The organism is Rhodanobacter thiooxydans, assembly GCF_021545845.1.
In the GTDB taxonomy this organism is placed as follows: Bacteria; Pseudomonadota; Gammaproteobacteria; order Xanthomonadales; family Rhodanobacteraceae; genus Rhodanobacter.
The window spans coordinates 1,421,408-1,444,404 of sequence record NZ_CP088923.1; the positions used below are offsets into that span (position 1 = coordinate 1,421,408).

A 22,997-nucleotide genomic window follows, 5' to 3' on the forward strand; every position below is an offset into this window, starting at 1 on the left:
GCAACATCGGTATGGAGGCGCCGTTGTTGCACTTTGGGCGGCCTTGTGTCTTCTATCGAGACATCCGTTTCTGACGATGTCGCAAAATGCAACACATGAGGTTCCACGTGCGCCATCCGGCTTTGGTCGAATCGATCAACACGGCCCGCCGCAGCTTCTTCGACGGTGGTTTGGAACCGCGTGGACTGGTGCCCGACAACATCCTTGCCTCGTGGCATCGCTGCCGGCAGCAGGGCCTGGTGGCGAATGCATGTCCCGATGTCGCGCCGGTCGAGCGACATGCCCTGAGCGAGATGCAGGAACGGTACGAAGCGTTGCGCCGGATGTGCCGGCCGGAACTTGAAACACTGTATGCCAGCGCCAACCAGGCCGGCAGCATCGTGATACTCACGGCACCGGATGGTTTCATCCTCGATGCCCTCGGTAATACGGACTTCCTGGACAAGGCGGCACGGGTGGCCTTGCGCCCCGGATCGCCGTGGAACGAGTCGGCCACCGGCACCAATGCGATCGGCACGGCACTGATCGAACGTTGCGCGGTCGAGGTGCATGGCGGGGAGCATTACTACGCGCCGCATCGCGTGCTGAGCTGCTCGGCCTCGCCGATCTTCGACCCTCACGGCAACGTGGTCGGCGTGCTCGATCTCTCCGGCGAATCCTCGGTGCACCACCTGCACGCGCTGGGAATGGTGCAGTTGGCAGTGGAACAGATCGAGCACCGCCTGTTCGAAGGTCATTTCGACCGCACCGACATCGTGCGCATCCAGCCCGATCCCGACCTGCTCGGCACCGCGCGCGAAGGCATGCTGGTGTTCGAGGCACATCGGTTAGTGGCCGCGAACCGCCATGCCTTGCGCCTGCTTGGCGTCGACTGGAGCGAACTGGGCAAGCGTCGCTACGACGAATTGTTCGCCTCGGCGCTGCCGCGGCCGGGCAGCCTCGCCGACATGCGCTGCCAGAATGGCGAGATGCTGCATGCCTGGCGTGACGCGCTGAGCTACAACAGCATCGCCCCGCGCGTGCCGCGCAATGCACGAGCCCGGCCGGCACGCGCTCCCGTAGCGGTCTTTTCCGCGGCGCTGGACGCCGAGATCGACCGCAGCGTGCGCCTGCTCAATGCCGACATTCCGCTGCTGCTGCAGGGCGAAACCGGCACCGGCAAGGAAGTGGTAGCGCGCGAGTTGCACAAGCGCAGCCAGCGTGCCGGGATGCCATTCGTCGCGGTGAACTGCGCGGCGTTGCCGGAAAACCTGATCGAATCCGAATTGTTCGGCTACATGCCCGGCGCGTTCACCGGCGCGCGGCGCGACGGTGCTCCCGGCCTGCTGCGTAGCGCCGATGGTGGCATCCTGTTCCTGGATGAACTGGGCGACATGCCGCTGGGTACGCAGAGCCGCCTGCTGCGCGTATTGCAGGAACGTGAGGTCACGCCTCTCGGCGGCAGCCGCGCCCATGCCATCGACATCACCGTGGTCGCCGCCACGCACCGCGACCTCGCCACCGCCGTAGAGCGCGGCGAATTCCGCGCCGATCTCTATTACCGCATCGCACAGTCGACCTTGCGCCTGCCGGCGCTGCGGGAGCATCCGGAGATTGCTGCGGTGATTCGCCAGCTCTGGCATGCGCTGGGCGCAGAGCAGATCCCGATGCACCTGCATCCCACTCTTGTAAAAGATCTTGCCTCGATGTCGTGGCCGGGCAACCAGCGCCAGCTGGTCGGCTTGCTGCGCAGCTTCATGGCTCTGGGCGAGGTCGGTTCGACGCTCACCATCGACGACTTGCCGGCCGACATGAAAAAGCCACCATCGACGACGGCACCGATGGCTACCGATTTGTCCGGTGACCTCCATGCGATCGGGCAGCAGGCGATCGACTTGGCCATTTCAGCCTGCGACGGTAACGTCGCGGCGGCAGCGCGCAAACTGGGTGTCAGTCGCAGCACGATTTACCGGAGGCTGATCCCGCAGGATGCCGTGAAAGCGAACCCGTTGCCGGATCCCGTCCGCGAACCCTGAGGTCATTCGGCTGCCGGTACCCACAGCGCCCTGTCGGTGACCTGCTCGGTCTTCGGCTTGCCCTTGAGCTTGGGCAGTTTCACCGCGGGCACGGCTTCCTCGTGCAGCGGCACCTGCTGCAGCAGGTGGTGGATCAGGTTGAGCCGGCCGCGCTTCTGGTCGTTGAAATCGACCACGAACCACGGTGCATGCCTGGCGTGCGTGCGTTCGATCATCACGTCGCGCAGCCGGCCCATCTCGGCATATTTCTGCCGCGCGACCAGGTCCACCGGCGACAGCTTCCAGCGCTTCAGCGGGTCGTCGGCGCGTTCGGCGAAGCGCTTTTCCTGCTCGACCTGGTCCACCGCCAGCCAGTACTTGATGAGGATGATGCCGTCGTCGGTCAGCAGCTTCTCGAATGCCGGCACGGCATTGAGGAAGGCCTCGTATTGCGTGCTGCTGCAGAAGCCCATCGCCGGTTCCACCACGGCGCGGTTGTACCAGCTGCGGTCGAACAGCACGAACTCGCCGGCGCTGGGCAGGTGGGCGACGTAGCGCTGGAAGTACCACTGGGTGGTCTCGGCCTCGCTCGGCTTCGGCAAGGCGGCGACGCGGTAGCCGCGCGTGTCCAGGCTTTCGGTGATCGCCTTGATGGTGCCGCCCTTGCCGGCGGTGTCGCGGCCTTCGAAGATCACCAGCAAGCGCTTGCCGCTGCTGCGCAGGCCGCGTTGCAGCCGGATCAGGTCGAGCTGCAGTGCCTCGATCGCCTTGCGGTAGTGCTTGCTCATGTACGCCTCGAAGAACCGTTTTTTTTCGTCATTCCGGCGAAGGCCGGAGGAGTTTTTCAACAGCGAAGCTGGTCATCGCATCTGCCTCTCGTACACCGCAAGAGCGATTCCGGCCTTCGCCGGAATGACGACAGGGAGGGGTGGCTGCAGGGTAATTCAGACCGCCGTGACGGCGAGGTTCAGGCGTTGAAGATCAAGAGCGAACCCCACCCCAGCCCTCCCCTGCAAGCAGGGGAGGGAGCAGATCTGCTCTTGCCAGGGGCGAGTGCGGCGGTTTTGGCCCCTCCCCCTGCTTGCAGGGGGAGGCTGGGAGGGTTGATTCTGACTCGATGAAGAGCGACCCCACCCCAGCCCTCCCCCACAAGCAGGGGAGGGCGCAAGGGCCGGAGCTGCCTGCCGCTGGTACTGCTTTCAGGTTCCGCCGAGCGCCTGCAGCAAATCGGCCTGGTGTTCGCGGGTGAGCGTGTCGATCAGTTCGCCCAGGTCGCCCTGCATGATCTCGGGCAGGCGGTACAGGGTGAGGTTGATGCGGTGGTCGGTGATCCGGCCTTGCGGGTAGTTGTAGGTGCGGATGCGCTGGCTGCGGTCGCCGGAGCCGACCTGCAAGCGGCGCTCCTGCGCCTGCGCCGCGCTCTGCTTGCTCTGCGCCTCGTCGAGCAGGCGCGCCTTCAGCAGGCTCATCGCACGGGCGCGGTTCTTGTGCTGGCTGCGTTCGTCCTGGCACTCCACCACGGTGCCGGTGGGCAGGTGGGTGATGCGGATCGCCGAGTCGGTCTTGTTGACGTGCTGGCCGCCGGCGCCGGAGGCGCGGAAGGTGTCGACCTTGAGGTCGGCCGGGTTGATCTCGATCTCGTCGATCTCGTCCAGCTCGGGCAGGATCGCCACGGTCGCGGCCGAGGTGTGGATGCGCCCCTGCGACTCGGTTTCCGGCACGCGCTGCACGCGGTGCGTGCCGGATTCGAACTTCAGTCGCGAGTACGCGCCCTTGCCTTCGATGCGCGCTACGACTTCCTTGTAGCCGCCGTGCTCGCCCTCGTGCTCGCTGAGGATCTCGACGCACCAGCGGCGGCTTTCGGCGTAGCGCAGGTACATGCGCAGCAGGTCGCCGGCGAAGATCGCCGCTTCGTCGCCGCCGGTGCCGGCGCGCACTTCGAGGTACAGGTTGGCCTCGTCGCGCGGGTCCTTCGGCAGCAGCACGAGCTGCAGTTCGTCGTCGAGGTCGTGCAGGCGCCGCTCCAGCCGGTGCACGTCGTCGGCCGCCATCTCGCGCAGTTCGGGGTCGTCCAGCATCGCGCGGGTTTCCGCCAGTTCGCGCTCGGCCCGGTCGTGCTCGCGCAGCGAGGCGGCGACCGGTTCGAGCTGGGCGTACTCCTGCGACAGCTCGCGGAAGCGCGTGTTGTCGGCCAGCACTTCCGGCTGCGAGAGCAGCAGCCCGATTTCCTCGTGGCGCTCGGCCAGGGCCTCGAGCTTGCGGCGGATCGATGGAGTCATGCGTGGGCGTTCGCTTGTGTAGGAGCGCACCCTGTGCGCGATGGCTATTTGACGGGGACCGGTGAAAAGCATTCGCGCACAGGGTGCGCCTACGGTGCCCCGGCGTCGTCGTCCAGCCCGTACAGCCGCCCGGCGGCATGCAACAGGTCCAGGTCGCCGGCCAGCGCGGCCTCGCGCAGGCGCGCGCTGGGGTGGTGCAGCAGCTTGTTGGTCAGCGTGTTGGCGAGGAAGGCCAGCGCCTCGTCCGGCGACTTGCCGTGGGCCAGCATCGCGCGGGCCTTGCCCAGCACCTCGTCGCGGTAGACCTCGGCGTGCTGGCGCATGTCGATGGCCGGGTTGCGCAGGGTCAACGTACGGCGCCAGGCCATGTAACGCTCCACCTGCAGGTCGATGATCGCTTCGGCCTCGTGTGCAGCGGCGGCGCGCGAGCGCAGGTTGTCGTCGATCACCTGGCGCAGGTCGTCGATGCCGTAGAGGTACACGTCGGGCAACTCGCCCACGTCGGCCTCGATGTCGCGCGGCACCGCGATGTCGACCATGAACATCGGCTTGCGCTTGCGCGCGGCCATCGCCTGCTCGACCATCGCGCGGGTCACGATCGGCTGCCGCGCGGCGGTGGAGGAAATCACGATGTCGGCTTCGGCCAGGTGCTGCGGCAGGTCGGCCAGCGCGATCGCGTAGCCGCCGTGGCGGCCGGCCAGCTCCTGCGCGGTCTCCGGCGTGCGGTTGGCCACGATCAGCCGGCGCGCCTGCTTCTCGGCCAGGTGCCGCGCGGCCAGTTCGATGGTGTCGCCGGCGCCGATCAGCAGCACGCACGCCTGCTTCAGGTCGGCGAACACCTGCTCGGCCAGGCGCACCGCGGTGAACGCGACCGAGACCGTGTGCGCGCCGATGCGGGTGTCCGTGCGCACCCGCTTGGCCACCGCGAAAGTGTGCTGCAGCAGGCGGTCCATCGGCGCCTTCAGCGCCTGCGCCTCGCGCGCCAGCTGGTAGGCGTCCTTTACCTGGCCGAGGATCTGCGGCTCGCCCAGCACCATCGAGTCCAGCCCGGTGGCGACGCGGAACATGTGCCGCACCGCCTGGTCCTCGTCGTGCCGGTACAGGAACTCGTCCAGCTTGCCGGGAGTCAGATGGTGATGACGATTCAGCCATGCCTGCGGGATGTCCTCCGCGCCCGCCGCGACGCCCACGTACAGCTCGGTGCGGTTGCAGGTGGACAGGATCATCGCCTCCTCCACGCCGGGCTCGCGGGTGAGCTCGTGCAGGGCCTCGCCGGTGGCGTCCGTGTCGAACGCCACCTGCTCGCGCAGGCTGACCGGCGCGGTGAGGTGATTGAGCCCGAGGGCGATCAACGGCATGGTGGTCGGAACATCTCGGCGGCAGGAATCCGGCGGCGTAGGCTAAGCTTGGCGGGACGTCGCCAGGTGGTGACTAGAGCAGGCATGTGGATGGACGGTAGTGTGGGCAGCGGTGCGGGCAAGTTCAAGCAACTGCGGCATTTTACGGCAGCAGCGGCGTTGCTGCTGGGCCTGGTCGGCTGTACCGGCGTGCCACTGCGTTCCGCCTCGAAGACAATCGCCACGCCGCAACCGCTGGCGCACCTGACGGTGGCCACGCCGGACGCCGACCACGACGCGCTGGCGCAGCTGCTGGCCGGCGAGATGGCGCTGACCCGCACCGACCTGAAGACGGCCTCCGCGCATTACGACAAGGCGATGGCCCTGAGCAACGACCCCAAGGTGGCCGAGCGCGCCGCCGGGCTGGCGATCGCCGTGCATGACGGCGCCGCCGCCGAACGCGCGCTGCAGCGCTGGCAGGTGCTGGGCGCCGCGCCGGCCGCGCTGGCACAGGCACGCGCCCAGCTGGCGCTGGACCGTGGCGATACCGCCGAGGCGCGGCAGCAGCTGGAACGTTTGATCGACACCGGTGACAAGGACGCCTGGCGCCAGTTTGGCCGCGTGCTGGTGGGCGCCCGCGACCAGGCCCAGGCGGCCCGCCTGCTGGAGGCGCTGGCCACGCCGCCGCGCCTGCCCGCCGACGCGCACGCCTGGCTGGCGATGAGCGAGCTGGGCGACCGCCTTGGCCGGCACGCCTATGCGGTGCAGATCGCCGACGCCGCGATGCAGCGGTTCAGGAGCGCCGAGACCTACGCCTGGGCGGCGCAGATGAAGTTCAAGGACGGCGACCGTGACGGCGCCCGTGCCCTGCTGCAGAAAGCGCTGGCGAAGGAACCGCAGAGCATCCAGTTACGCCTGGCCTATGCCGGCATGCTCGGCCAGGCCGGCGACTACGCCGGCGCCGGCCGCTTGCTGGCGCGCGGCCCGCAGAACGCCGACACCTATGCGATGCGCGCCGGTCTGGCGGCGCACGAGAAGGGTGGCAAGGCGCTGACCGCGTTGTACCGGGAACTGCAGAACGCACCGCCGGACATCCGCGAAAGCAGCGCGTACCTGCTCGGCCAACTGGCCGAGATGCAGCATCGCGAGGCCGAGGCGCTGGCCTGGTACGACCAGGTCGGCGACGCCGACGAGCATGCGTTCGACGCCGACCTGCGCAGCGCCATGATCCTGCACACGCAAGGCAAGCTCGCCGAGGCGCATGAATTGCTGGGCCAGCTGCAGCTGGCCTACCTCGACCAGCCCGAGCAGCTGCGGCAGGCCTGGCAGGCGGATGCCGAGCTGTACCTGCGCGAACAGAACTACGCCAAGGCCGAGGCGGCGTTCAGCCATGCGCTGCAGGTGGTGCCGGACGACCCGGGGCTGCTGTACGGCCGCGGCCTGGCCTATGCCGAGGGCGGCCAGATCGACCAGGCGGTGAGCGATTTCCAGCGCCTGCTGAAGATCAAGCCGGGCGATGTCGACGCCAGCAACGCGCTGGGCTACACCCTGGCCGACGCGAACCGCGACCTGCCCGAGGCCGAGCGGCTGATCAGCGCCGCGCGCGCCGCCAAGCCGGACGACCCGGCGATCGCCGATTCCTGGGGTTGGCTGCAGTACCGCAAGGGCAACCTGGAGCAGGCCGCGCAGGCCCTGCGTGGCGCCTGGCTGGCCCGCAAGGATGCCGACGTCGGCGTGCACCTGGGCGAGGTGCTGTGGCAGCAGGGTCACCGGCAGGACGCGCAGCGGGTCTTCGACGAGGTGCGCAAGCTCGATCCGCGCAACGCCGCCCTGCAGGAAACCCTGAAGCGGCTGCATCCATGAGGCGCTGGCTGCGTCTTCTCGTCGCCGTCGCCCTGCCGCTGCTGCTTGCTGCCTGCGTGCCGCCGGCGGTGCGCGTGAAGGGCGACGCCGCCTTGTTCGACGCGCAATTCGCGCGCGAGCATGCGCTGGCGCGGGCCGATCACTGGGAGTTGCAGGGCCGGCTTGGCGTTTCCAACGGCAAGGACGGCGGCAGCGGCAGCTTCAGCTGGACCCAGGACGGCGCGCAGTACGAGTTCGTGCTGCGCGGGCCGGCGATCAGCGGCATGAATTTCCGCCTCAGCGGCGGCCCGGACGGTGCGCTGCTGGAAGGCGTGGAGCATGGTCCACTGCGTGGCCCCGATGCGGAGGCGCTGATGCACAAGGCGCTCGGCTGGGAAGTGCCGCTGCGCGATCTGCGCGCCTGGGTGCTCGGCCTGCGCGCGGACAGCGGCCCGGCCGAGCTGAGCTTTGGCGAGAACCGGTTGCCCTCGCTGCTGCAGCAGGACGGCTGGACGGTCGACTACCGCGAGTGGGACGAGGCGCGCCAGCCGCCGTTGCCGACCAAGGTGTTCGCCGGCAAGCCGCCGTTCAAGGTGAAACTGTCGATCGAGTCCTGGCAGTTCCGCTGATGGGTTAGGCTTGGCGCCCCGCTGGCGTCGCCGCAGCACCGGAACCCGAGCATGCCTTTCCCGATCGAACGCGCCGAGCCGAACCAGGTCGAGGCGCTGTGCGCGATCGAGCGCCAGGCGGTGCAGCTGTTTCGCGGCCATCCGGTGTGGCCCAGCTACTCGGCCATGGCGATCCCGTCGGAACTGCTGGGCCAGGCAATTGGCCGCGGCCTGGTCTGGGTGGCGCGGGATGGCACCGGCGAGCCGGTCGGCTTCGTCTGGCTGGACACGGAACTGTCCGATGGCGCGATTGGCATTGCCGAGATCGACGTGCTGCCGGCGTACGGCCGGCGCGGCATCGGTGCGGCCCTGCTCGAGCATGCCTGCGCCTGGGCGCGCGAGGCCGGTTACCGGTGGGTGGGCCTAGGCACCCTGGCCGAGGTGCCGTGGAACGCGCCGTTCTACGCCAAACACGGTTTTGCCGTGGTCGACAAGGACGATCCGGCGTTTGCGTTTGCGCGTGAGCGCGATCGCGAGAACGGCTTCCCCGACGAGCTGCGGGTATTCATGAGCCGGCCGCTGGCACCGCCGGCGCCCGGTGAGTGGACGGTGTGGCCGGCGCCGGCCAAGCTGAACCTGTTCCTGCGCATCACCGGGCGGCGGGCGGACGGCTATCACGAGCTGCAGACGGTGTTCCGCCTGCTCGACTGGGGCGACGAGGTACGCCTGCGCGTGCGCGACGACGGTGTGGTCCGGCGCACGCGCGAGGTGGCAGGTGTCCCCGAAGCCGCCGACCTGGTGATGCGGGCGGCACAGTTGCTGCGGGAACGCACCGGCACGCCGCTGGGCGTCGACATCGCCGTGGACAAGCGCATCCCGATGGGCGGCGGCTTGGGCGGCGGCAGCTCCGACGCGGCGACCGTGCTGGTGGCGTTGAACCAGTTGTGGCGACTGGGCTTGGACGAGGGGGTGCTGGCGGAGCTGGGGTGCCGGCTCGGCGCCGACGTGCCGGTATTCGTGCGCGGCCGCTCGGCCTGGGCCGAAGGCGTCGGTGAGCGGCTCATCCCGCTGGCCTTGCCGACACGCCATTACGTGGTGCTCGACCCGCACGAGCCGGTGCCGACCGCGGCGCTGTTTCAAGCGCCTGAATTGACACGAAATGCCCCGCCGGCGACAATTTCATCCTTTGTTTCCGGCGAAACGACGGAAAACGCCTTCACGCCAGTAGTGCGCGCGCGACACCCGCGGGTGGCCGCGGCGCTGGACTGGCTGGGCGGTTTCGGCCAGGCGCGGCTTTCCGGCAGCGGCGGTTGCGTGTTCCTGGAGCTGCGCTCGCTGGAGCGGGCGCAGGCGGTGGCGCGGCAGTGCCCGGCGACGTTCACGGCGCATCTGGCCACGGGTGTCGAGGTGTCGCCCCTGCACGAGGCCGCGGCGCGCCACCGGCATGCGGCGTGACGGTTGGCGGCTGGAGACGGATCAGGTTCGGCAATACACACATACCACTGGGGCGTCGCCAAGCTGGTTAAGGCACGGGATTTTGATTCCCGCATTCGCAGGTTCGAATCCTGCCGCCCCAGCCATTTCATGATGGCTTTTGTTTCGAGGTAACCACGTGGACACGTCCACTCCGATGATGCTGTTTACCGGGAACGCCCATCGCGCGCTCGCCGAGGACGTCGCCCATCGCCTGGGCGTGCCGCTGGGCAAGGCGCTGGTCGGCACGTTCAGTGACGGCGAGGTGCAGATCGAGATCGAGGAGAACGTCCGAAAGCAGGAAGTGTTCGTGATCCAGCCGACCGGCGCGCCCAGCGCGGTCAACCTGTTCGAGCTGCTGGCACTGACCGATGCGCTCAAGCGCGCCTCGGCGGCCAGCGTCACCGCGGTGATCCCGTACTTCGGCTACGCCCGGCAGGATCGCCGGCCACGCTCGGCGCGGGTGCCGATTACCGCCAAGCTGGCTGCCAGCATGATCGGCGCCGCCGGCGTCGACCGGGTGCTGACGGTCGACCTGCACGCCGACCAGATCCAGGGCTTCTTCGATATCCCGGTCGACAACGTGTACGCCTCACCGGTGCTGCTGGCCGACATCTGGCGCAGCCACAGCATGGACGACCTGATCGTGGTCAGCCCGGACGTGGGCGGCGTGGTGCGTGCGCGCGCGATCGCCAAGCGGCTGGACGACGCCGACCTGGCGATCATCGACAAGCGCCGCCCGCGCGCCAACGTGTCCACCGTGATGAACATCATCGGCGACGTGGACGGCAAGACCTGCGTGATGGTCGACGACATCGTCGATACCGCCGGCACGCTGTGCGCGGCGGCCGCCGCGCTGAAGGACCGCGGCGCGCGCAAGGTGGTGGCCTACTGCGTGCACCCGGTGCTGTCGGGCCCGGCGATCAGCAACCTGGAGAATTCGAGCCTCGACCAGCTGGTGGTCACCAACACCTTGCCGCTGCGTCCGGAAGTGCAGGCCTGCGCCAAGATCCGCCAGCTCTCGGTCGCCGAGCTGCTGGCCGAAACCATTCGCCGCATCGCCTTCGGCGAGTCGGTGAGCTCGCTGTATGTGGATTGAGAGCCGGGATTCGGGATTCGGGATTGGGGATTCGCAAAAGTGCCGGCGTTGGCACTGACGAATCTCCATCTCGAATCCTAATCCCGAAACACCAACTTCCCTGGTCGCGGGGGAGTTACCCGGCCGTCGCGAGGCGGCCAACACCAACCAAGGTAGCAACGAAATGTCCAAGACTCATGAAATCAAGGCGCAAAGCCGCAAGGACGAGGGGAAAGGTGCGAGCCGCCGCCTGCGTCGTGCGAGCTTCGTGCCGGCCGTCGTGTACGGCGCCGGTCAGGCTCCCGAGAGCATCCAGATCGAGCACAACACCATCCTGCTCGCCGCCAAGAACGAGTGGTTCTTCTCCTCGGTGCTCGACCTGAACGTCGACGGCAAGGTGCAGAAGGTGCTGGTGCGCGACTGGCAGAAGCACCCGTTCAAGCAGCTGATGATGCACATGGACTTCCTGCGCGTGGACGAGAATGCCGCGATCCGCGTCAACGTGCCGCTGCACTTCCTGAACAAGGAAAAGTCCGCGGCAGCGAAGACCTCCGGTGTGGTGATCTCGCACAACCTGACCGAAGTGGAAATCACCTGCCTGCCGAAGGATCTGCCGGAAGCCATCGAGCTGGACCTGGCCGAGCTGAAGCCGGGCGACATCATCCACCTGTCGCAGCTGAAGCTGCCGAAGAACGTCGAGCTGGTCGCCTTGCACGGCGGCGAAGGCCACGACATCGCGGTGGTCACGGCCAACACGGTGCTGGAAGAAGCCGAGGAAGCGCCGGCCGCCGAGGCTGCTGCGCCGGCTGCGGCTCCGGCCGCCGCCGCGCCGGCCAAGAAGGACGACAAGAAGTAAGCCGCGTCGGCCCGCGCTCGTCTGGAGCGCGGGCCGTCACTGCTGCTTGTCCGCATGGCTGGTTTGCGACTCATCGTCGGGCTGGGCAACCCCAGCACCGAATACTTCCGAACCCGGCACAACGCCGGGTTCTGGCTAGTTGATGCCCTCGCCAGCGCGCAGAGCGAGCGCTTTGCCTTCGACGGCAAGCTGCACGGCGAAGCCTGCCGCGTGCGCCTCGGCGGCGAACCGGTATGGCTGCTCAAGCCGGCCACCTTCATGAACAAGAGCGGCATCGCCGTGGTCTCGGCGCTGCGCTATTACAAGATCGAGCCGGAGCAGTGTCTGGTCGCGCACGACGACCTGGACCTGCCGCCCGGCACCGTGCGCCTGAAATTCGACGGCGGCCACGGCGGCCAGAACGGCCTGCGCGACATCATCGGCCACCTCGGTCACGGCAGGTTCCATCGGCTGCGCGTGGGCATCGGTCACCCTGGCCAGCGCGACCAGGTCACGCCGTGGGTGCTGGGCCGGCCCTCGGCCGCGGACGAGGACGCGATCCTCGACGGCATCGGCCGCGCGCTGGACGTGCTACCGCTGGCCGTGGACGGCCAGTTCGACAAGGCGATGCAACAACTACATACAGCGTCTGGAACGTAGCGGCCGTCATTCCCGCGCAAGCGGGAACCCATTTTGCTCGGGCATGCAACAGCTCAATGGATTCCCGCTTTTCGCGGGAATGACGCCCGGAACAGCACCTACCTCGGAGTTATCCATGGGCATCAAATGCGGCATCGTCGGCTTGCCCAACGTCGGCAAGTCCACCCTGTTCAACGCGCTGACCAAGGCGGGCATCGCCGCGGCGAACTTCCCGTTCTGTACGATCGAACCGAACGTCGGCGTGGTGCCGGTGCCGGATCCGCGGCTGAATGCGCTGGCCACCATCGTCAACCCGCAGAAAGTGGTGCCGACCGCGGTGGAGTTCGTCGACATCGCCGGCCTGGTCGCCGGCGCGTCGAAGGGCGAGGGCCTGGGCAACAAGTTCCTGGCGCACATCCGCGAGGTGGACGCGATCGCCCACGTGGTGCGCTGCTTCGAGGGTGACGTGATCCACGTCGCCGGCAAGGTCGATCCGATCGCCGACATCGAGACGATCGACACCGAACTGGCGCTGGCCGACCTGGAGTCGGTGGACAAGGCGCTGAACCGCGCCGAGCGCGCGGCCAAGGCGAACGACAAGGAGGCGCTGGCGCGCAAGCCGGTGCTGCAGAAGCTGGCCGCTGCGCTCAACGAAGGTCGCTCCGCGCGCAGCGTCGGGCTGGACGAGGAGGAGAAGGCGCTGGTGCGCGACCTGTTCCTGCTCACCCTGAAGCCGCTGATGTACATCGCCAACGTCGCCGACGACGGCTTCGAGAACAACCCGCTGCTGGACGCCGTGCGCGAACGCGCGGTGAGCGAGGGCGCCGAGGTGGTGCCGGTGTGCGCGGCGATCGAGGAGGAGCTGGCCCAACTCGACGAGGCCGACCGCGACGAGTTCCTGAAGGACATGGGCCTGGACGAGCCAGGCCTGAACCGGGTGATCCGCGCCGGCTACAAGCTGCTCGACCTGCAGACCTATTTCACCGCCGGCGTGAAGGAAGTGCGCGCGTGGCAGGTGAAGCGCGGCGCCACCGCGCCGCAGGCCGCCGGGGTGATCCACACCGATTTCGAGCGCGGCTTCATCCGCGCCGAGACGGTCGGCTACGACGACTTCATCCAGTACAAGGGCGAAGCCGGCGCGGCGGCGGCCGGTCGGCTGCGCAAGGAAGGCAAGGACTACATCGTCAAGGACGGCGACGTGCTGCACTTCCTGTTCAACGTCTGACGCGTCGCTCAGAGCTTGTGAAGAAAACCACATCCTGTGGCTTTCTTTGATCGCGAATCCGGTACATGCCCGGACTCGCTCACATGAAACAGTCACTGGCGTGACTGTTTCATGTCCGGCCAGCGGGCAACTGCTCCTGCGTTGCCTCAACTCGGGCATCGGGCAACTGCTCCTGCGTTGCCTCAACTCGGGCATCCATGCCCTCGCCATGCCCTCGCCATGCCCTCGCCGTGGCCGGCCTGAGAGGTTGAAAAAATCACCACCTCTCAGGCGTCGCCGTTGCCCTCGATGACCTGCCGTTGCATGCGGTCCAGGTAGGCGTCGAGTTCCTGCGTGCTGGTGAAGACCTCGTTCACCGGCACCGCCTTGACGATGTCGAACACCTTGCGTACCTGCGGCTGCGGGTTCAGCAGTAGGGTGTGGCCGTTGCGCGCGCGCATGCTCTTGCGAATCCTGGCCAGGCTGCGCAGGCCGGCGCTGCTCACGTACTCCAGCCCGGCCAGGTCGACCACCACGGTGCCGCCTTCATCGAGCCGGGGCAGCAGGACCAGCATGGCTTCATCGAATTCGCCGAAGCTCATGGCGTCCAGGCGGCCGCCGACGTACACGACGACGCGATCGGTGGCGGGGAATTCATGGTGCAGGCTGAGCGTCATGATGAAGATTCGTCCAGGTTTGGGTAGGCGAAGCGAAGCAGCAGGTGGTTGCCGTCGGCGTCCCGTGTATAGCGCATTTCGCTGGCCATGGTACGCGCGAGGTGGATGCCGAGCCCGCCGAGCTGCTCGCGGTCGGCAAGGTCGCCGGTGAGGTCCGGCGCGGCGGACTGCAGCGGGTCGAAGGCGATGCCGTCGTCGATCAGCTCGACCACGACCGCCTCCGGCTGCGGCTGCAGCAGCAGGCGGATCTGGCCCGGGCGGCCGTCGGGGTAGCCGTACTCGACGGTGTTGACCATCAACTCCTCCAGCACCAGCCGCATGTCGCTGCGCAGGCTGGCGGGCACCTCGGCGTCCTCCAGCAGGTTCTCGCAGCGGTCGAGCGCGCCGAACACGTCCACCAGTTGGGTGCCGATGCTGATCCGGGCAGCCGGCGGTGTGGCGCCGTGCCAGGTCAGCGCCAGCACGGTGATGTCGTCGGTTTGCGCGGCGTCCGCCACGAAGCGATCCACGTCGCCCAGCAGCCGTTCGATGTAGTCGGCAGTCGGCGCCGCCGGCGGCACCATGGCGAGGCTTTCCACGGTGCGTTCGATGCCGTACATCCGCTGCTCGCGGTTGCTGGCCTCGGTGATGCCGTCGGTGTACATCAGCAGCGTTTCGCCCTGGTGCAGGCGCAGGCGGTGCTCGTGGTAGTCGGAGTCCTCATACAGCCCGAGCACCGCACCCGTGGGGAACTCCAGCAGCTGCGGCGCGCCGCGGCCGCACAGGATCGGCGGCTCATGGCCGGCGCTGGCCAGCAGCAGGCTGCCGCTGCCGGTATCGAGCAGGCCGCACAGCAGGGTCGCGAACATGCAGCTGTCGTTGCCGCGGCAAAGTTCGAGGTTGAGCAGTTGCAGCAGGCTCCGCGGGGTCTGCGCGCGCGGCGCCAGCACCTTGGCCAGGGTGATCGTCTGCGCCATGAACAGGGCCGCCGGGATGCCCTTGTCGGAAACATCGCCGACCATCACGAAGAAGCGCTGCGGATCGAGCATGAAATAACTGTACAGGTCGCCGCCCACCGCCCGCGCCGGACGCAGCGCCGCGTGCAGCTCGAACTGGGCGCAGACGGCATCGAGGTAGTGCTTGCTCGGCAGCAGCCCGAGCTGGATCTGGTGCGCGATCTCCAGTTCGCTGGCCAGGCGCTGTTTTTCGCGTGCCACCCGTGCGAGGTCTTCGAGGTGCAGGGCCAGTTCGCGCCGCATCTGGTCGAAGGACTGGGTGAGGCGACCGACCTCGTCGGGACGGCGGGCCGGCGGCAGTTCGAAATCCAGCTCGCCGCGGGCGACGTGCTCGACGCGGTCGACCAGTACCTTCAGTGGCGCCATCGTGCGGCGAATGGTCAGCAGCGTGATCAGCGCGACGCCCAGCAGCGCCAACAAGCCCAGCGCGAGGCTCAGCAGGAAGATGTGTCTTACCCCGGCGTAGATGTGCTGCTCGGGAATCACCAGGCCGAATCGCCAGCGGGTACCTTCGATCGGGGCGGAATAGACCCAGACCGGCCCGTTCGCGCGCGGGTTCTGCGCCTTCGGCAGGCGCGTCGACTCGGCGCGGTCGCTGGCCAGCACCCCGAGCAGCGCCGGCATGCCGCGCTGGCCGACCATGGTGGGGTTGTCGTGGGCCAGGAAGTTGCCGTCGCTGTCCAGCACGAAGGCGTAGGCGCCGGCGGGCTTGGCCAGGCCACCGAGTATCCGGTGCAGCCAGTCGAGCGTGACGTCGGCGTTGATCACCCCGACGGGATGCCCGTCGCGACGGATGGCTACGGAGTAGTTGATCAGCTGGCGGCGGCGGGATTGCGAAAAGAACGGCCGCTGCCAGCAGCCGTTGCTGCAGCCGAGCCCGCCGAGGAACCAGTTGCTGTTCCAGTAGGGGTTGGCGTCGCGCGAGAGGTCGCGGTCAGCCAGGCTGCCGTGGTCCAGCCGGCGCACGAAGGGCGAGTACGGCGGGGGTGCGGCCGGATCCGCCGAGGGCCGGAACGCTGCGGCCAGCCCGTCCATGTCCAGGTCGGCGGCCAGCGTGTCGCGCAGCAGCGGTTCGGCGTCGTCGCGGCGGCTGCCGATGATCGCGGCAAGCATGCGTGCCGAAACCGCGACACGGTCGATCCGGGCCTGAATCTGGTTGCCGGCGTCGGCTGCCAGGGAGGCCGCTTCGCGGTGGGTGTGTTCGAGGATCTGCGCACGGGTCAGGCCGAGCAGCAAGGCACCGGTGGCGGCCAGTACCACGGCGGAGCCGACCAGAACCCATAGCGCCATCCGTGATGCAATACTGCGCAAGGCCACCGCCGGATCTCCCCGTTTCCCCTGGCTCATCTAGCCATGAAGCCAGGTGGGCTGCAAGCCGACAAGCCGTATCCGGACGCGGGAAAGTGCACACGGTCAGGCATAATCCCGCTTTAGGACCCGCGATGAGGTCGCCAGCCATGCCCGGACAGCAGCACGAAGTGAGCTTCCGCTTTCTCGCCCAACCCACCGACGTCAACTTCGGCGGCAAGGTGCACGGCGGCATGGCGATGAAATGGATCGACCAGGCCGGCTATGCCTGCGCGGTGGCCTGGAGCGGGGCGTACTGCGTCACCGCCTCGGTCAGCGGAATCCAGTTCGTGGCGCCGATCCTGATCGGCGACCTGGTCACCGTGCGGGCGCGCCTGATCCGTACCGGCACCAGCAGCATGCACATGGCCGTCGACGTGCTGGCGCGCGACCTACGCAAGGATGAGCAGCGCCTGGCGACCAGTTGCGTGATGGTCTTCGTGGCGCTGGACAGCCCAGACGGCAAACCCACCCCGGTGCCGCATTGGGAGCCGCGCAACGACAACGAGCGACGGCTGCAGGAGCAGGCAAGACAGCTGCTGGAACTGTCCAAGGGCATGGAACGGCTGGTCGACCTGCGTGCGGCTGCGCCGGACTGATGTTACCCGCGGAAGGGTGGGCTGCTGGTGCGTCATCGCTGCTGCAAGGTGTTGACAGTCCGGGGTTCGATCCACACAATACGCGTTCTTTGTTGGCGGAATCTCCAGACTGCCAACGAAGGCAGATTGCAGATCTGCCGGTTCCGCGACACGCAAAGATTCTGGAGGGATACCCAAGCGGCCAACGGGGGCAGACTGTAAATCTGCTGGCTTACGCCTTCGGTGGTTCGAATCCACCTCCCTCCACCAGAGCAAGTTGACATCGGATGGCCGCTTTGACCGATGGCGGGTTTCACCGGAGTCGCAGGAGCGCTCCGATACGCGACGCGAGAGCGGCGCGACCCGCGAGGGAAGGGACAGGATGTTCGGCAGGCGTTCCGCGCAGGGCGGGAGTAGTTCAATGGTAGAACATCAGTTTTCCAAACTGATTACGCGGGTTCGATTCCCGCCTTCCGCTCCATTGCGCTGCCCTTGTCACGCAGGCCGACCGGAACAAGGGTCGAAGCTTTTTCGAAGAGTCCGGCAGGATGCCGGTCTGTGGTTTGCCATCATGGAAGATGGCTGAAATCTCCGCTCATGTAGCTCAGTCGGTAGAGCACTTCCTTGGTAAGGAAGAGGTCACAGGTTCGATTCCTGTCATGAGCACCATCCATTCGGCCATCATGGCCGGCCCGGAACGGGCAGGTTTCTTCAATTCATTGACTCCATCGGGGTTTAGCGCGCTATGGCAAAGGGTAAATTCGAACGCACCAAGCCGCACGTGAACGTCGGCACGATTGGTCACGTGGATCACGGCAAGACGACGCTGACGGCGGCGCTGACGAAGGTCGGCGCGGAGCGCTTCGGTGGCGAGTTCAAGGATTACAGCGCGATCGACGCGGCGCCGGAAGAGAAGGCGCGCGGCATCACGATCTCGACGGCACACGTGGAATACGAGTCGCCGAAGCGCCATTACGCGCATGTGGACTGCCCGGGCCATGCGGACTATGTGAAGAACATGATCACGGGTGCGGCGCAGATGGACGGCGCGATCCTGGTGTGCTCGGCCGCCGATGGCCCGATGCCGCAGACGCGCGAGCACATCCTGCTGTCGCGCCAGGTGGGCGTGCCGTACATCGTGGTGTTCCTGAACAAGGCGGACATGGTCGACGACGCCGAGTTGCTCGAGCTGGTCGAGATGGAAGTGCGCGAGCTGCTGAGCAAGTACGACTTCCCGGGCGACGACACGCCGATCATCCACGGTTCGGCGCTGAAGGCGCTGGAAGGTGATCAGAGCGAGATCGGCGTGCCGGCGATCATCCAGCTGGTGGACGCGCTGGACAGCTACATCCCGGAGCCGGTGCGTGCGATCGACAAGCCGTTCCTGATGCCGGTGGAAGACGTGTTCTCGATCTCGGGCCGCGGTACGGTGGTGACCGGTCGTATCGAGCGCGGCGTGATCAAGGTGGGCGACGAAATCGAAGTGGTCGGCATCCGCGACACGCAGAAGACCACGGTGACGGGCGTGGAGATGTTCCGCAAGCTGCTGGACCAGGGCCAGGCGGGCGACAACGCGGGTCTGCTGCTGCGCGGTCTGAAGCGTGACGACGTGGAGCGCGGCCAGGTGCTGGCCAAGCCGGGCACGATCACCCCGCACACCGACTTCGAGGCGGAGGTATATGTGCTGTCGAAGGACGAGGGTGGCCGTCATACGCCGTTCTTCAAGGGCTACCGTCCGCAGTTCTACTTCCGCACGACCGACGTGACCGGTGCGGTGACGCTGCCGGAAGGCGTGGAAATGGTGATGCCGGGCGACAACGTGAAGATGGTGGTGAGCCTGATCCACCCGATCGCGATGGACGAAGGGCTGCGTTTCGCCATCCGCGAAGGCGGCCGCACTGTTGGCGCCGGCGTGGTGGCCAAGGTCATCAAGTAATATCGTGGGATTCGGGATTCGAGATTCGGGATTCGGAAGGGTAGGCTTCACGCCGTTCCGCTTTTTACGAATCCCGAATCTCGAATCCCGAATCCCGTTCTACGCCAGTAGCTCAATTGGCAGAGCAGCGGTCTCCAAAACCGCAGGTTGGGGGTTCAAGTCCCTCCTGGCGTGCCACTTCCCCGAGGATCGAGACGGGTGGCGATGGCAAGGTCGGCCGCAAGGCGCGCCATGCTGCTGACACCGAGTCGCTAGTGCATGAATACCAAGGCAGAGCAGCCCAAGGGCACGAACGCCGCCGACATCGGCAAGCTGGTACTGGCGGGCCTGGTGCTGGCTGCCGGCATCTTTGCCTACTCCTGGTTCGGCCGGGATGGCAGCATTTCATCGTCGGTACGCCTGCTGGGCGTGCTGGCCGCGTTCGTGGTGGCGGCGGCGATTGCCGCATTCACCGCGCTGGGCCGACGGGTGCGGAACTTCATCGCCGAGTCGCAGTTCGAGATGCGCAAGGTGGTCTGGCCGACCCGCGACGAGACGATCAAGACGACCGGCATCATCATCCTGGTGGTGATCGTGCTGTCGCTACTGCTGGGTCTTATCGACCTGATCCTGAAGTCGGTCATTCTCGACTGGCTGCTGAAGCTGGGTAGCTGAGGTGAGCATGAGCAAGCGCTGGTACGTGGTGCACGCCTATTCGGGCTTCGAGAACCAGGTGAAGCGTTCCCTCGAGGAGCGCATCAAGCGCGCCGCGATGGAAGAGAAATTCGGCGAGGTGCTGGTGCCGACCGAGGAAGTGATCGAGATGCGCGGCGGCCAGAAGCGACGCAGCGATCGCAAGTTCTTCCCGGGTTACGTGCTGGTGCAGATCGAGACGAATACCGAGGGCAAGTCGCCCCGGATCGACGACGAATGCTGGCACCTGATCAAGGAAACCCCGAAGGTCATGGGGTTCATCGGCGGCACCGCCGACCGCCCGCTGCCGATCAAGGACAGCGAGGCCGACGCCATCCTCAGCCGGGTGCGCGAGGGCGTCGAGAAGCCCCGTCCCAAGGTGCTGTTCGAGCCGGGCGAGATGGTGCGCGTCACCGAGGGGCCGTTCAACGACTTCAACGGCGTGGTCGAGGAAGTCAACTACGAGAAGAGCCGCCTGCGCGTGGCGGTGCTGATCTTCGGCCGCTCGACCCCGGTGGAGCTGGAGTTCGGCCAGGTCGAGAAGGCCTGAGAGGTTGTGATTTTTCAACCTCTCAGGCCGGCCACGGCGAGGGCATGGCGAGGGCATGGCGAGGGCATGGATGCCCGAGTTGAGGCAACGCAGGAGCAGTTGCCCGATGCCCGAGTTGAGGCAACGCAGGAGCGGTTGCCCGATGGCCGGACATGAAACAGTCACGTAAGTGACTGTTTCATGTGAGCGAGTCCGGGCGTGTACCGGACTCGCGACTGAAGAAAACCACAGGAAGTGGTTTTCTTCACAAGCTCTGATCGGACCGTCCCTGGCCGGGGCAGCCCGGCTCCCGATTCGGCGACCTTGGCACGGGGCTTGCTGATGACCAGGTAAATCTCTATACTGCGCGGTTCACGCGGGGTCTTTTTGACCCGGCGTGTCCGCGTTTCGGATCTGCACGAGGCAGATCTTCCTTCCATCCACGGAACGGTGAGCAGCGAGGAGCCGCAAGGCGCCCGGACTCGCGAGGAAAATCCCATGGCAAAGAAAGTCGTCGGTTACATCAAACTGCAGGTCAAGGCCGGTCAGGCCAATCCGTCGCCGCCGGTGGGCCCCGCCCTCGGCCAGCGCGGCCTGAACATCATGGAGTTCTGCAAGGCGTTCAATGCCGCCACGCAGAAGCTGGAGCCGGGTCTGCCGATCCCGACCATCATCACGGCGTACTCCGACCGCAGCTTCACCTTCATCACCAAGACCCCGCCCGCCACCATCCTTCTGAAGAAGGCCACCGGCGTCGCCAAGGGTTCGCAGAAGCCGAACACCGACAAGGTCGGCAAGGTCACCCGCAAGCAGCTGGAAGACATTGCGAAGCAGAAGGAGCCGGACCTGACGGCTGCCGACCTCGACGCCGCGGTGCGCACCATTGCCGGTAGCGCCCGTAGCATGGGCCTTGTGGTGGAGGGTTAAGACATGGCAAAGCTCACGAAGCGTATGAAGGCGGCCCAGGCCGCGGTGCAGCCGGGCAAGTTCTATGCCTTGGACGAGGCGCTGAAGATCGTCAAGGCCAACGCCAAGGCGAAGTTTGCCGAGTCGGTGGACGTGGCCGTGCGTCTGGGCATCGACGCGAAAAAGTCGGACCAGGGCGTGCGCGGCTCCTCGCTGCTGCCGCACGGCACCGGCAAGACCGTCAAGGTGGCTGTGTTCTGCCCGCCGGGCGAGAAGGCGGAGGCGGCCAAGGCCGCCGGTGCCGACGCCGTCGGCATGGACGACCTGGCCGAGCGCATGCAGGGCGGTGATCTCGACTTCGGTCGCGTGATCGCCACCCCGGACGCGATGCGCGTGGTCGGCAAGCTGGGCCAGCTGCTCGGCCCGCGCGGCCTGATGCCGAACCCGAAGGACGGCTCGGTCACCGCCGACGTCGCCACCGCGGTGAAGAACGCCAAGGCCGGCCAGGTGAAGTTCCGCAACGACAAGGCGGGCATCATCCACGCCACCATCGGCAAGGCCAACTTCGAGGCCGAGCAGCTCGCGGACAACCTCAACGCGCTGATCGCCGACCTGCTGAAGGCCAAGCCGGCCACCGCGAAGGGCCAGTTCCTGCAGAAAGTGGCGTTGTCCAGCACCATGGGCGTCGGCGTGGCCGTCGACACCTCGTCGCTGGCTTTGGCCGCCAAGTAAGTATCAAGTCCCGCACCGGCGGTTGCCGGTGCGGGCAGTTTTTGAGGGCAGTCCCGGCCGTTTCGGCGGCCGGGGCCGCTGTCAAAGACCGCAGGCGCGTTCAGCGCGCGACGACGACGGGCAGGGAGCTCGCACAAGGCAGGGAATCGCCGTCGCCGCCAGCGGGATCGCTTAATCGGGTTTCTCGCAAATCCAGCCTGCGCAGATGGTGCTGCCCCTTCTGGAATCGTTCGATGTGTTCTGGAAAGGCCAACACCCGGGGTACCCAGGTGCCCCCGACGTCATGGATGGCGTCGCCCAGGACCGCAAGCGGCAGGAGCCGTGAGCGGAGTTCATTTGGAGGAGTGCAATGGCTCTCAATCTGTCTCAGAAGCAAGAAGTAGTCGCCGAACTGGCAGAAGTTGCCGCGAAGGCTCACTCCCTGGTCGCTGCCGAGTATGCAGGCACCACGGTCGCCCAGATGACCGCGATGCGCAAGAAGGCCCGCGAATCCGGTGTGTACTTGCGGGTTGTCAAGAACACGCTGGCATCGCGCGCCGTGGCTGGTACCGAGTTCGAGGTCGTCAAGGACGCCCTGGTCGGTCCACTGCTGTACGCATTCTCGACGGAGGAACCCGGTGCTGCCGGGCGCCTGATCAAGGAGTTCGCCAAGGACAACGACAAGCTGAAGGCGAAGCTCGTCTCGGTGGAAGGCAAGCTGCTGCCGGCCGCGCATGTCGACGTGCTGGCCTCGCTGCCGACCCGCGAACAGGCGCTGGCCATGCTGGCCCGCGTGCTGGCCGAACCGGCCACCATGTTCGCCCGCGTCGTCAAGGCCGTGGCCGACAAGCAGGGGGGCGGCGAAGTTGCCGCCGAAGCCCCGGCTGAAGCCGAACCCGCCTAAGTTCATCGTCTATCAAATCGAATCCATTTCCAGAGGTAAATGCAATGTCCCTGACCAACGAACAGATCGTTGAAGCCGTCGCCGCCAAGTCGCTGATGGAAGTGATGGACCTGGTGAAGGCCATCGAAGAGAAGTTCGGCGTGACCGCCGCCGCCCCGGTGATGGTTGCCGCCGGCCCGGCCGCTGCCGGCCCGGCTGCCGAAGCACAGACCGAGTTCGACGTCATCCTGAAGACCGCCGGCGCCAAGAAGGTCGACGTGATCAAGGCTGTCCGCGCGATCACCGGCCTGGGCCTGAAGGAAGCCAAGGACCTCACCGAGGCCGGCGGCGTCCTGAAGGAAGCCGTGTCGAAGGAAGATGCCGAGAAGTTCAAGAAGGACCTCGAAGCTGCCGGCGCCACGGTCGAACTGAAGTAATCGGCGCCCTTGCGCGCCATCAGTTTGATCTAGCGTC

Annotated in this window: 21 protein-coding genes and 5 tRNA genes; 21 read left to right on the forward strand and 5 right to left on the reverse strand. The window is 66.9% G+C overall.

Features of this window, described 5'->3' with window-relative positions; translation table 11 throughout:
- The first annotated feature begins 86 nt into the window (after nt 1–86).
- Entirely contained in the window at nt 87–2,015 is a 1,929-nt protein-coding gene (locus LRK53_RS06205; protein WP_235642565.1) for a sigma-54-dependent Fis family transcriptional regulator, read from the forward strand.
- Nucleotides 2,016–2,017: 2 nt separating this feature from the next.
- On the opposite strand, the gene ppk2 is transcribed toward LRK53_RS06205, so the two are convergent.
- From ppk2 to hemA, 3 genes are all read right to left on the reverse strand, one after another.
- Nucleotides 2,018–2,782: a polyphosphate kinase 2 gene (gene ppk2 / locus LRK53_RS06210; protein WP_027493516.1), complete on the reverse strand. Its 765-nt coding sequence runs from the start codon at nt 2,780–2,782 to the stop codon at nt 2,018–2,020.
- Between the two features lie 411 nt (nt 2,783–3,193).
- Nucleotides 3,194–4,273: a peptide chain release factor 1 gene (gene prfA / locus LRK53_RS06215; RefSeq protein ID WP_027493515.1), complete on the reverse strand. Its 1,080-nt coding sequence runs from the start codon at nt 4,271–4,273 to the stop codon at nt 3,194–3,196.
- Between the two features lie 89 nt (nt 4,274–4,362).
- On the reverse strand, nt 4,363–5,631 hold the full coding sequence (gene hemA / locus LRK53_RS06220) for a glutamyl-tRNA reductase (protein WP_027493514.1): 1,269 nt from the start codon (nt 5,629–5,631) through the stop codon (nt 4,363–4,365).
- An 84-nt stretch (nt 5,632–5,715) separates the two neighbouring features.
- On the opposite strand from hemA, the gene LRK53_RS06225 reads away from it, so the two are divergent.
- From LRK53_RS06225 to ychF, 8 genes are all read left to right on the forward strand, one after another.
- The gene (locus LRK53_RS06225; protein WP_235642566.1) at nt 5,716–7,473 is read left to right on the forward strand and encodes a tetratricopeptide repeat protein; all 1,758 of its coding nucleotides are present in this window, start codon (nt 5,716–5,718) and stop codon (nt 7,471–7,473) included.
- On the forward strand, nt 7,470–8,081 hold the full coding sequence (gene lolB, locus LRK53_RS06230; RefSeq protein ID WP_027493512.1) for a lipoprotein insertase outer membrane protein LolB: 612 nt from the start codon (nt 7,470–7,472) through the stop codon (nt 8,079–8,081). Before LRK53_RS06225 ends, lolB begins: the two co-directional genes overlap by 4 nt.
- 51 nt (nt 8,082–8,132) lie before the next feature.
- Complete coding sequence (ispE, locus tag LRK53_RS06235) at nt 8,133–9,515, forward strand: 4-(cytidine 5'-diphospho)-2-C-methyl-D-erythritol kinase (RefSeq protein ID WP_027493511.1); 1,383 nt, start codon at nt 8,133–8,135, stop codon at nt 9,513–9,515.
- A 48-nt stretch (nt 9,516–9,563) separates the two neighbouring features.
- Nucleotides 9,564–9,640, forward strand: a tRNA-Gln gene (locus LRK53_RS06240).
- 50 nt (nt 9,641–9,690) lie between these two features.
- Nucleotides 9,691–10,632: a ribose-phosphate diphosphokinase gene (locus LRK53_RS06245; protein ID WP_185754685.1), complete on the forward strand. Its 942-nt coding sequence runs from the start codon at nt 9,691–9,693 to the stop codon at nt 10,630–10,632.
- 163 nt (nt 10,633–10,795) lie between these two features.
- Nucleotides 10,796–11,467, forward strand: a complete 672-nt coding sequence (locus LRK53_RS06250; RefSeq protein WP_027493509.1) for a 50S ribosomal protein L25/general stress protein Ctc — start codon at nt 10,796–10,798, stop codon at nt 11,465–11,467.
- A gap of 54 nt (nt 11,468–11,521) precedes the next feature.
- Nucleotides 11,522–12,106 carry an aminoacyl-tRNA hydrolase gene (pth, locus tag LRK53_RS06255; protein WP_027493508.1) on the forward strand — a complete coding sequence of 195 codons (585 nt, stop codon included), beginning with the start codon at nt 11,522–11,524 and terminating at the stop codon, nt 12,104–12,106.
- A 115-nt stretch (nt 12,107–12,221) separates the two neighbouring features.
- A complete protein-coding gene (ychF, locus tag LRK53_RS06260; protein ID WP_027493507.1) occupies nt 12,222–13,310 on the forward strand; it encodes a redox-regulated ATPase YchF in 1,089 nt (362 codons plus the stop codon).
- 266 nt (nt 13,311–13,576) lie between these two features.
- Here ychF and LRK53_RS06265 read toward each other — a convergent pair whose 3' ends face one another.
- Both LRK53_RS06265 and LRK53_RS06270 read right to left on the reverse strand, forming a co-directional pair.
- Nucleotides 13,577–13,969: an STAS domain-containing protein gene (locus LRK53_RS06265; RefSeq protein WP_027493506.1), complete on the reverse strand. Its 393-nt coding sequence runs from the start codon at nt 13,967–13,969 to the stop codon at nt 13,577–13,579.
- A complete protein-coding gene (locus LRK53_RS06270) occupies nt 13,963–16,251 on the reverse strand; it encodes a SpoIIE family protein phosphatase (RefSeq protein WP_235642567.1) in 2,289 nt (762 codons plus the stop codon). The genes LRK53_RS06265 and LRK53_RS06270 overlap by 7 nt, the downstream gene beginning before the upstream one ends.
- Nucleotides 16,252–16,418: 167 nt before the next feature.
- Here LRK53_RS06270 and LRK53_RS06275 point away from each other — a divergent pair, with 167 nt between their 5' ends.
- From LRK53_RS06275 to rplL, 12 genes are all read left to right on the forward strand, one after another.
- The gene (locus LRK53_RS06275; RefSeq protein WP_027493505.1) at nt 16,419–16,907 is read left to right on the forward strand and encodes an acyl-CoA thioesterase; all 489 of its coding nucleotides are present in this window, start codon (nt 16,419–16,421) and stop codon (nt 16,905–16,907) included.
- 163 nt (nt 16,908–17,070) lie between these two features.
- Nucleotides 17,071–17,156 (forward strand) — tRNA-Tyr (locus tag LRK53_RS06280).
- A 137-nt stretch (nt 17,157–17,293) separates the two neighbouring features.
- Nucleotides 17,294–17,367 (forward strand) — tRNA-Gly (locus LRK53_RS06285).
- A 112-nt stretch (nt 17,368–17,479) separates the two neighbouring features.
- Nucleotides 17,480–17,555: transfer RNA gene (locus LRK53_RS06290), tRNA-Thr, on the forward strand.
- Nucleotides 17,556–17,631: 76 nt separating this feature from the next.
- The gene (tuf, locus tag LRK53_RS06295; protein ID WP_235642568.1) at nt 17,632–18,822 is read left to right on the forward strand and encodes an elongation factor Tu; all 1,191 of its coding nucleotides are present in this window, start codon (nt 17,632–17,634) and stop codon (nt 18,820–18,822) included.
- Nucleotides 18,823–18,923: 101 nt separating this feature from the next.
- Nucleotides 18,924–18,999, forward strand: a tRNA-Trp gene (locus LRK53_RS06300).
- Nucleotides 19,000–19,080: 81 nt separating this feature from the next.
- Entirely contained in the window at nt 19,081–19,476 is a 396-nt protein-coding gene (gene secE / locus LRK53_RS06305) for a preprotein translocase subunit SecE (protein ID WP_027491702.1), read from the forward strand.
- A 7-nt stretch (nt 19,477–19,483) separates the two neighbouring features.
- On the forward strand, nt 19,484–20,044 hold the full coding sequence (gene nusG, locus LRK53_RS06310; RefSeq protein ID WP_007514530.1) for a transcription termination/antitermination protein NusG: 561 nt from the start codon (nt 19,484–19,486) through the stop codon (nt 20,042–20,044).
- Between the two features lie 477 nt (nt 20,045–20,521).
- Nucleotides 20,522–20,950 (forward strand): 50S ribosomal protein L11, encoded by a 429-nt coding sequence (gene rplK, locus LRK53_RS06315; protein WP_027491701.1) that lies wholly within the window; start codon nt 20,522–20,524, stop codon nt 20,948–20,950.
- 3 nt (nt 20,951–20,953) lie between these two features.
- A complete protein-coding gene (gene rplA, locus LRK53_RS06320; protein WP_027491700.1) occupies nt 20,954–21,661 on the forward strand; it encodes a 50S ribosomal protein L1 in 708 nt (235 codons plus the stop codon).
- A 349-nt stretch (nt 21,662–22,010) separates the two neighbouring features.
- Nucleotides 22,011–22,544: a 50S ribosomal protein L10 gene (gene rplJ, locus LRK53_RS06325; RefSeq protein ID WP_007514535.1), complete on the forward strand. Its 534-nt coding sequence runs from the start codon at nt 22,011–22,013 to the stop codon at nt 22,542–22,544.
- 44 nt (nt 22,545–22,588) lie between these two features.
- Nucleotides 22,589–22,960, forward strand: a complete 372-nt coding sequence (gene rplL, locus LRK53_RS06330) for a 50S ribosomal protein L7/L12 (protein WP_007514537.1) — start codon at nt 22,589–22,591, stop codon at nt 22,958–22,960.
- Nucleotides 22,961–22,997: the final 37 nt, after the last annotated feature.

Bases quoted from the DNA above. Each gene is read 5' to 3' on its own strand.
- LRK53_RS06205 (WP_235642565.1), top strand. From the start codon at position 87: ATGCAACACATGAGGTTCCACGTGCGCCATCCGGCTTTGGTCGAATCG.
- ppk2 (WP_027493516.1), bottom strand. From the start codon at position 2,782: ATGAGCAAGCACTACCGCAAGGCGATCGAGGCACTGCAGCTCGACCTG.
- prfA (WP_027493515.1), bottom strand. From the start codon at position 4,273: ATGACTCCATCGATCCGCCGCAAGCTCGAGGCCCTGGCCGAGCGCCAC.
- hemA (WP_027493514.1), bottom strand. From the start codon at position 5,631: ATGCCGTTGATCGCCCTCGGGCTCAATCACCTCACCGCGCCGGTCAGC.
- LRK53_RS06225 (WP_235642566.1), top strand. From the start codon at position 5,716: ATGTGGATGGACGGTAGTGTGGGCAGCGGTGCGGGCAAGTTCAAGCAA.
- lolB (WP_027493512.1), top strand. From the start codon at position 7,470: ATGAGGCGCTGGCTGCGTCTTCTCGTCGCCGTCGCCCTGCCGCTGCTG.
- ispE (WP_027493511.1), top strand. From the start codon at position 8,133: ATGCCTTTCCCGATCGAACGCGCCGAGCCGAACCAGGTCGAGGCGCTG.
- LRK53_RS06245 (WP_185754685.1), top strand. From the start codon at position 9,691: ATGATGCTGTTTACCGGGAACGCCCATCGCGCGCTCGCCGAGGACGTC.
- LRK53_RS06250 (WP_027493509.1), top strand. From the start codon at position 10,796: ATGTCCAAGACTCATGAAATCAAGGCGCAAAGCCGCAAGGACGAGGGG.
- pth (WP_027493508.1), top strand. From the start codon at position 11,522: ATGGCTGGTTTGCGACTCATCGTCGGGCTGGGCAACCCCAGCACCGAA.
- ychF (WP_027493507.1), top strand. From the start codon at position 12,222: ATGGGCATCAAATGCGGCATCGTCGGCTTGCCCAACGTCGGCAAGTCC.
- LRK53_RS06270 (WP_235642567.1), bottom strand. From the start codon at position 16,251: ATGGCGCTATGGGTTCTGGTCGGCTCCGCCGTGGTACTGGCCGCCACC.
- LRK53_RS06275 (WP_027493505.1), top strand. From the start codon at position 16,419: ATGCCCGGACAGCAGCACGAAGTGAGCTTCCGCTTTCTCGCCCAACCC.
- tuf (WP_235642568.1), top strand. From the start codon at position 17,632: ATGGCAAAGGGTAAATTCGAACGCACCAAGCCGCACGTGAACGTCGGC.
- secE (WP_027491702.1), top strand. From the start codon at position 19,081: ATGAATACCAAGGCAGAGCAGCCCAAGGGCACGAACGCCGCCGACATC.
- nusG (WP_007514530.1), top strand. From the start codon at position 19,484: ATGAGCAAGCGCTGGTACGTGGTGCACGCCTATTCGGGCTTCGAGAAC.
- rplK (WP_027491701.1), top strand. From the start codon at position 20,522: ATGGCAAAGAAAGTCGTCGGTTACATCAAACTGCAGGTCAAGGCCGGT.
- rplA (WP_027491700.1), top strand. From the start codon at position 20,954: ATGGCAAAGCTCACGAAGCGTATGAAGGCGGCCCAGGCCGCGGTGCAG.
- rplJ (WP_007514535.1), top strand. From the start codon at position 22,011: ATGGCTCTCAATCTGTCTCAGAAGCAAGAAGTAGTCGCCGAACTGGCA.
- rplL (WP_007514537.1), top strand. From the start codon at position 22,589: ATGTCCCTGACCAACGAACAGATCGTTGAAGCCGTCGCCGCCAAGTCG.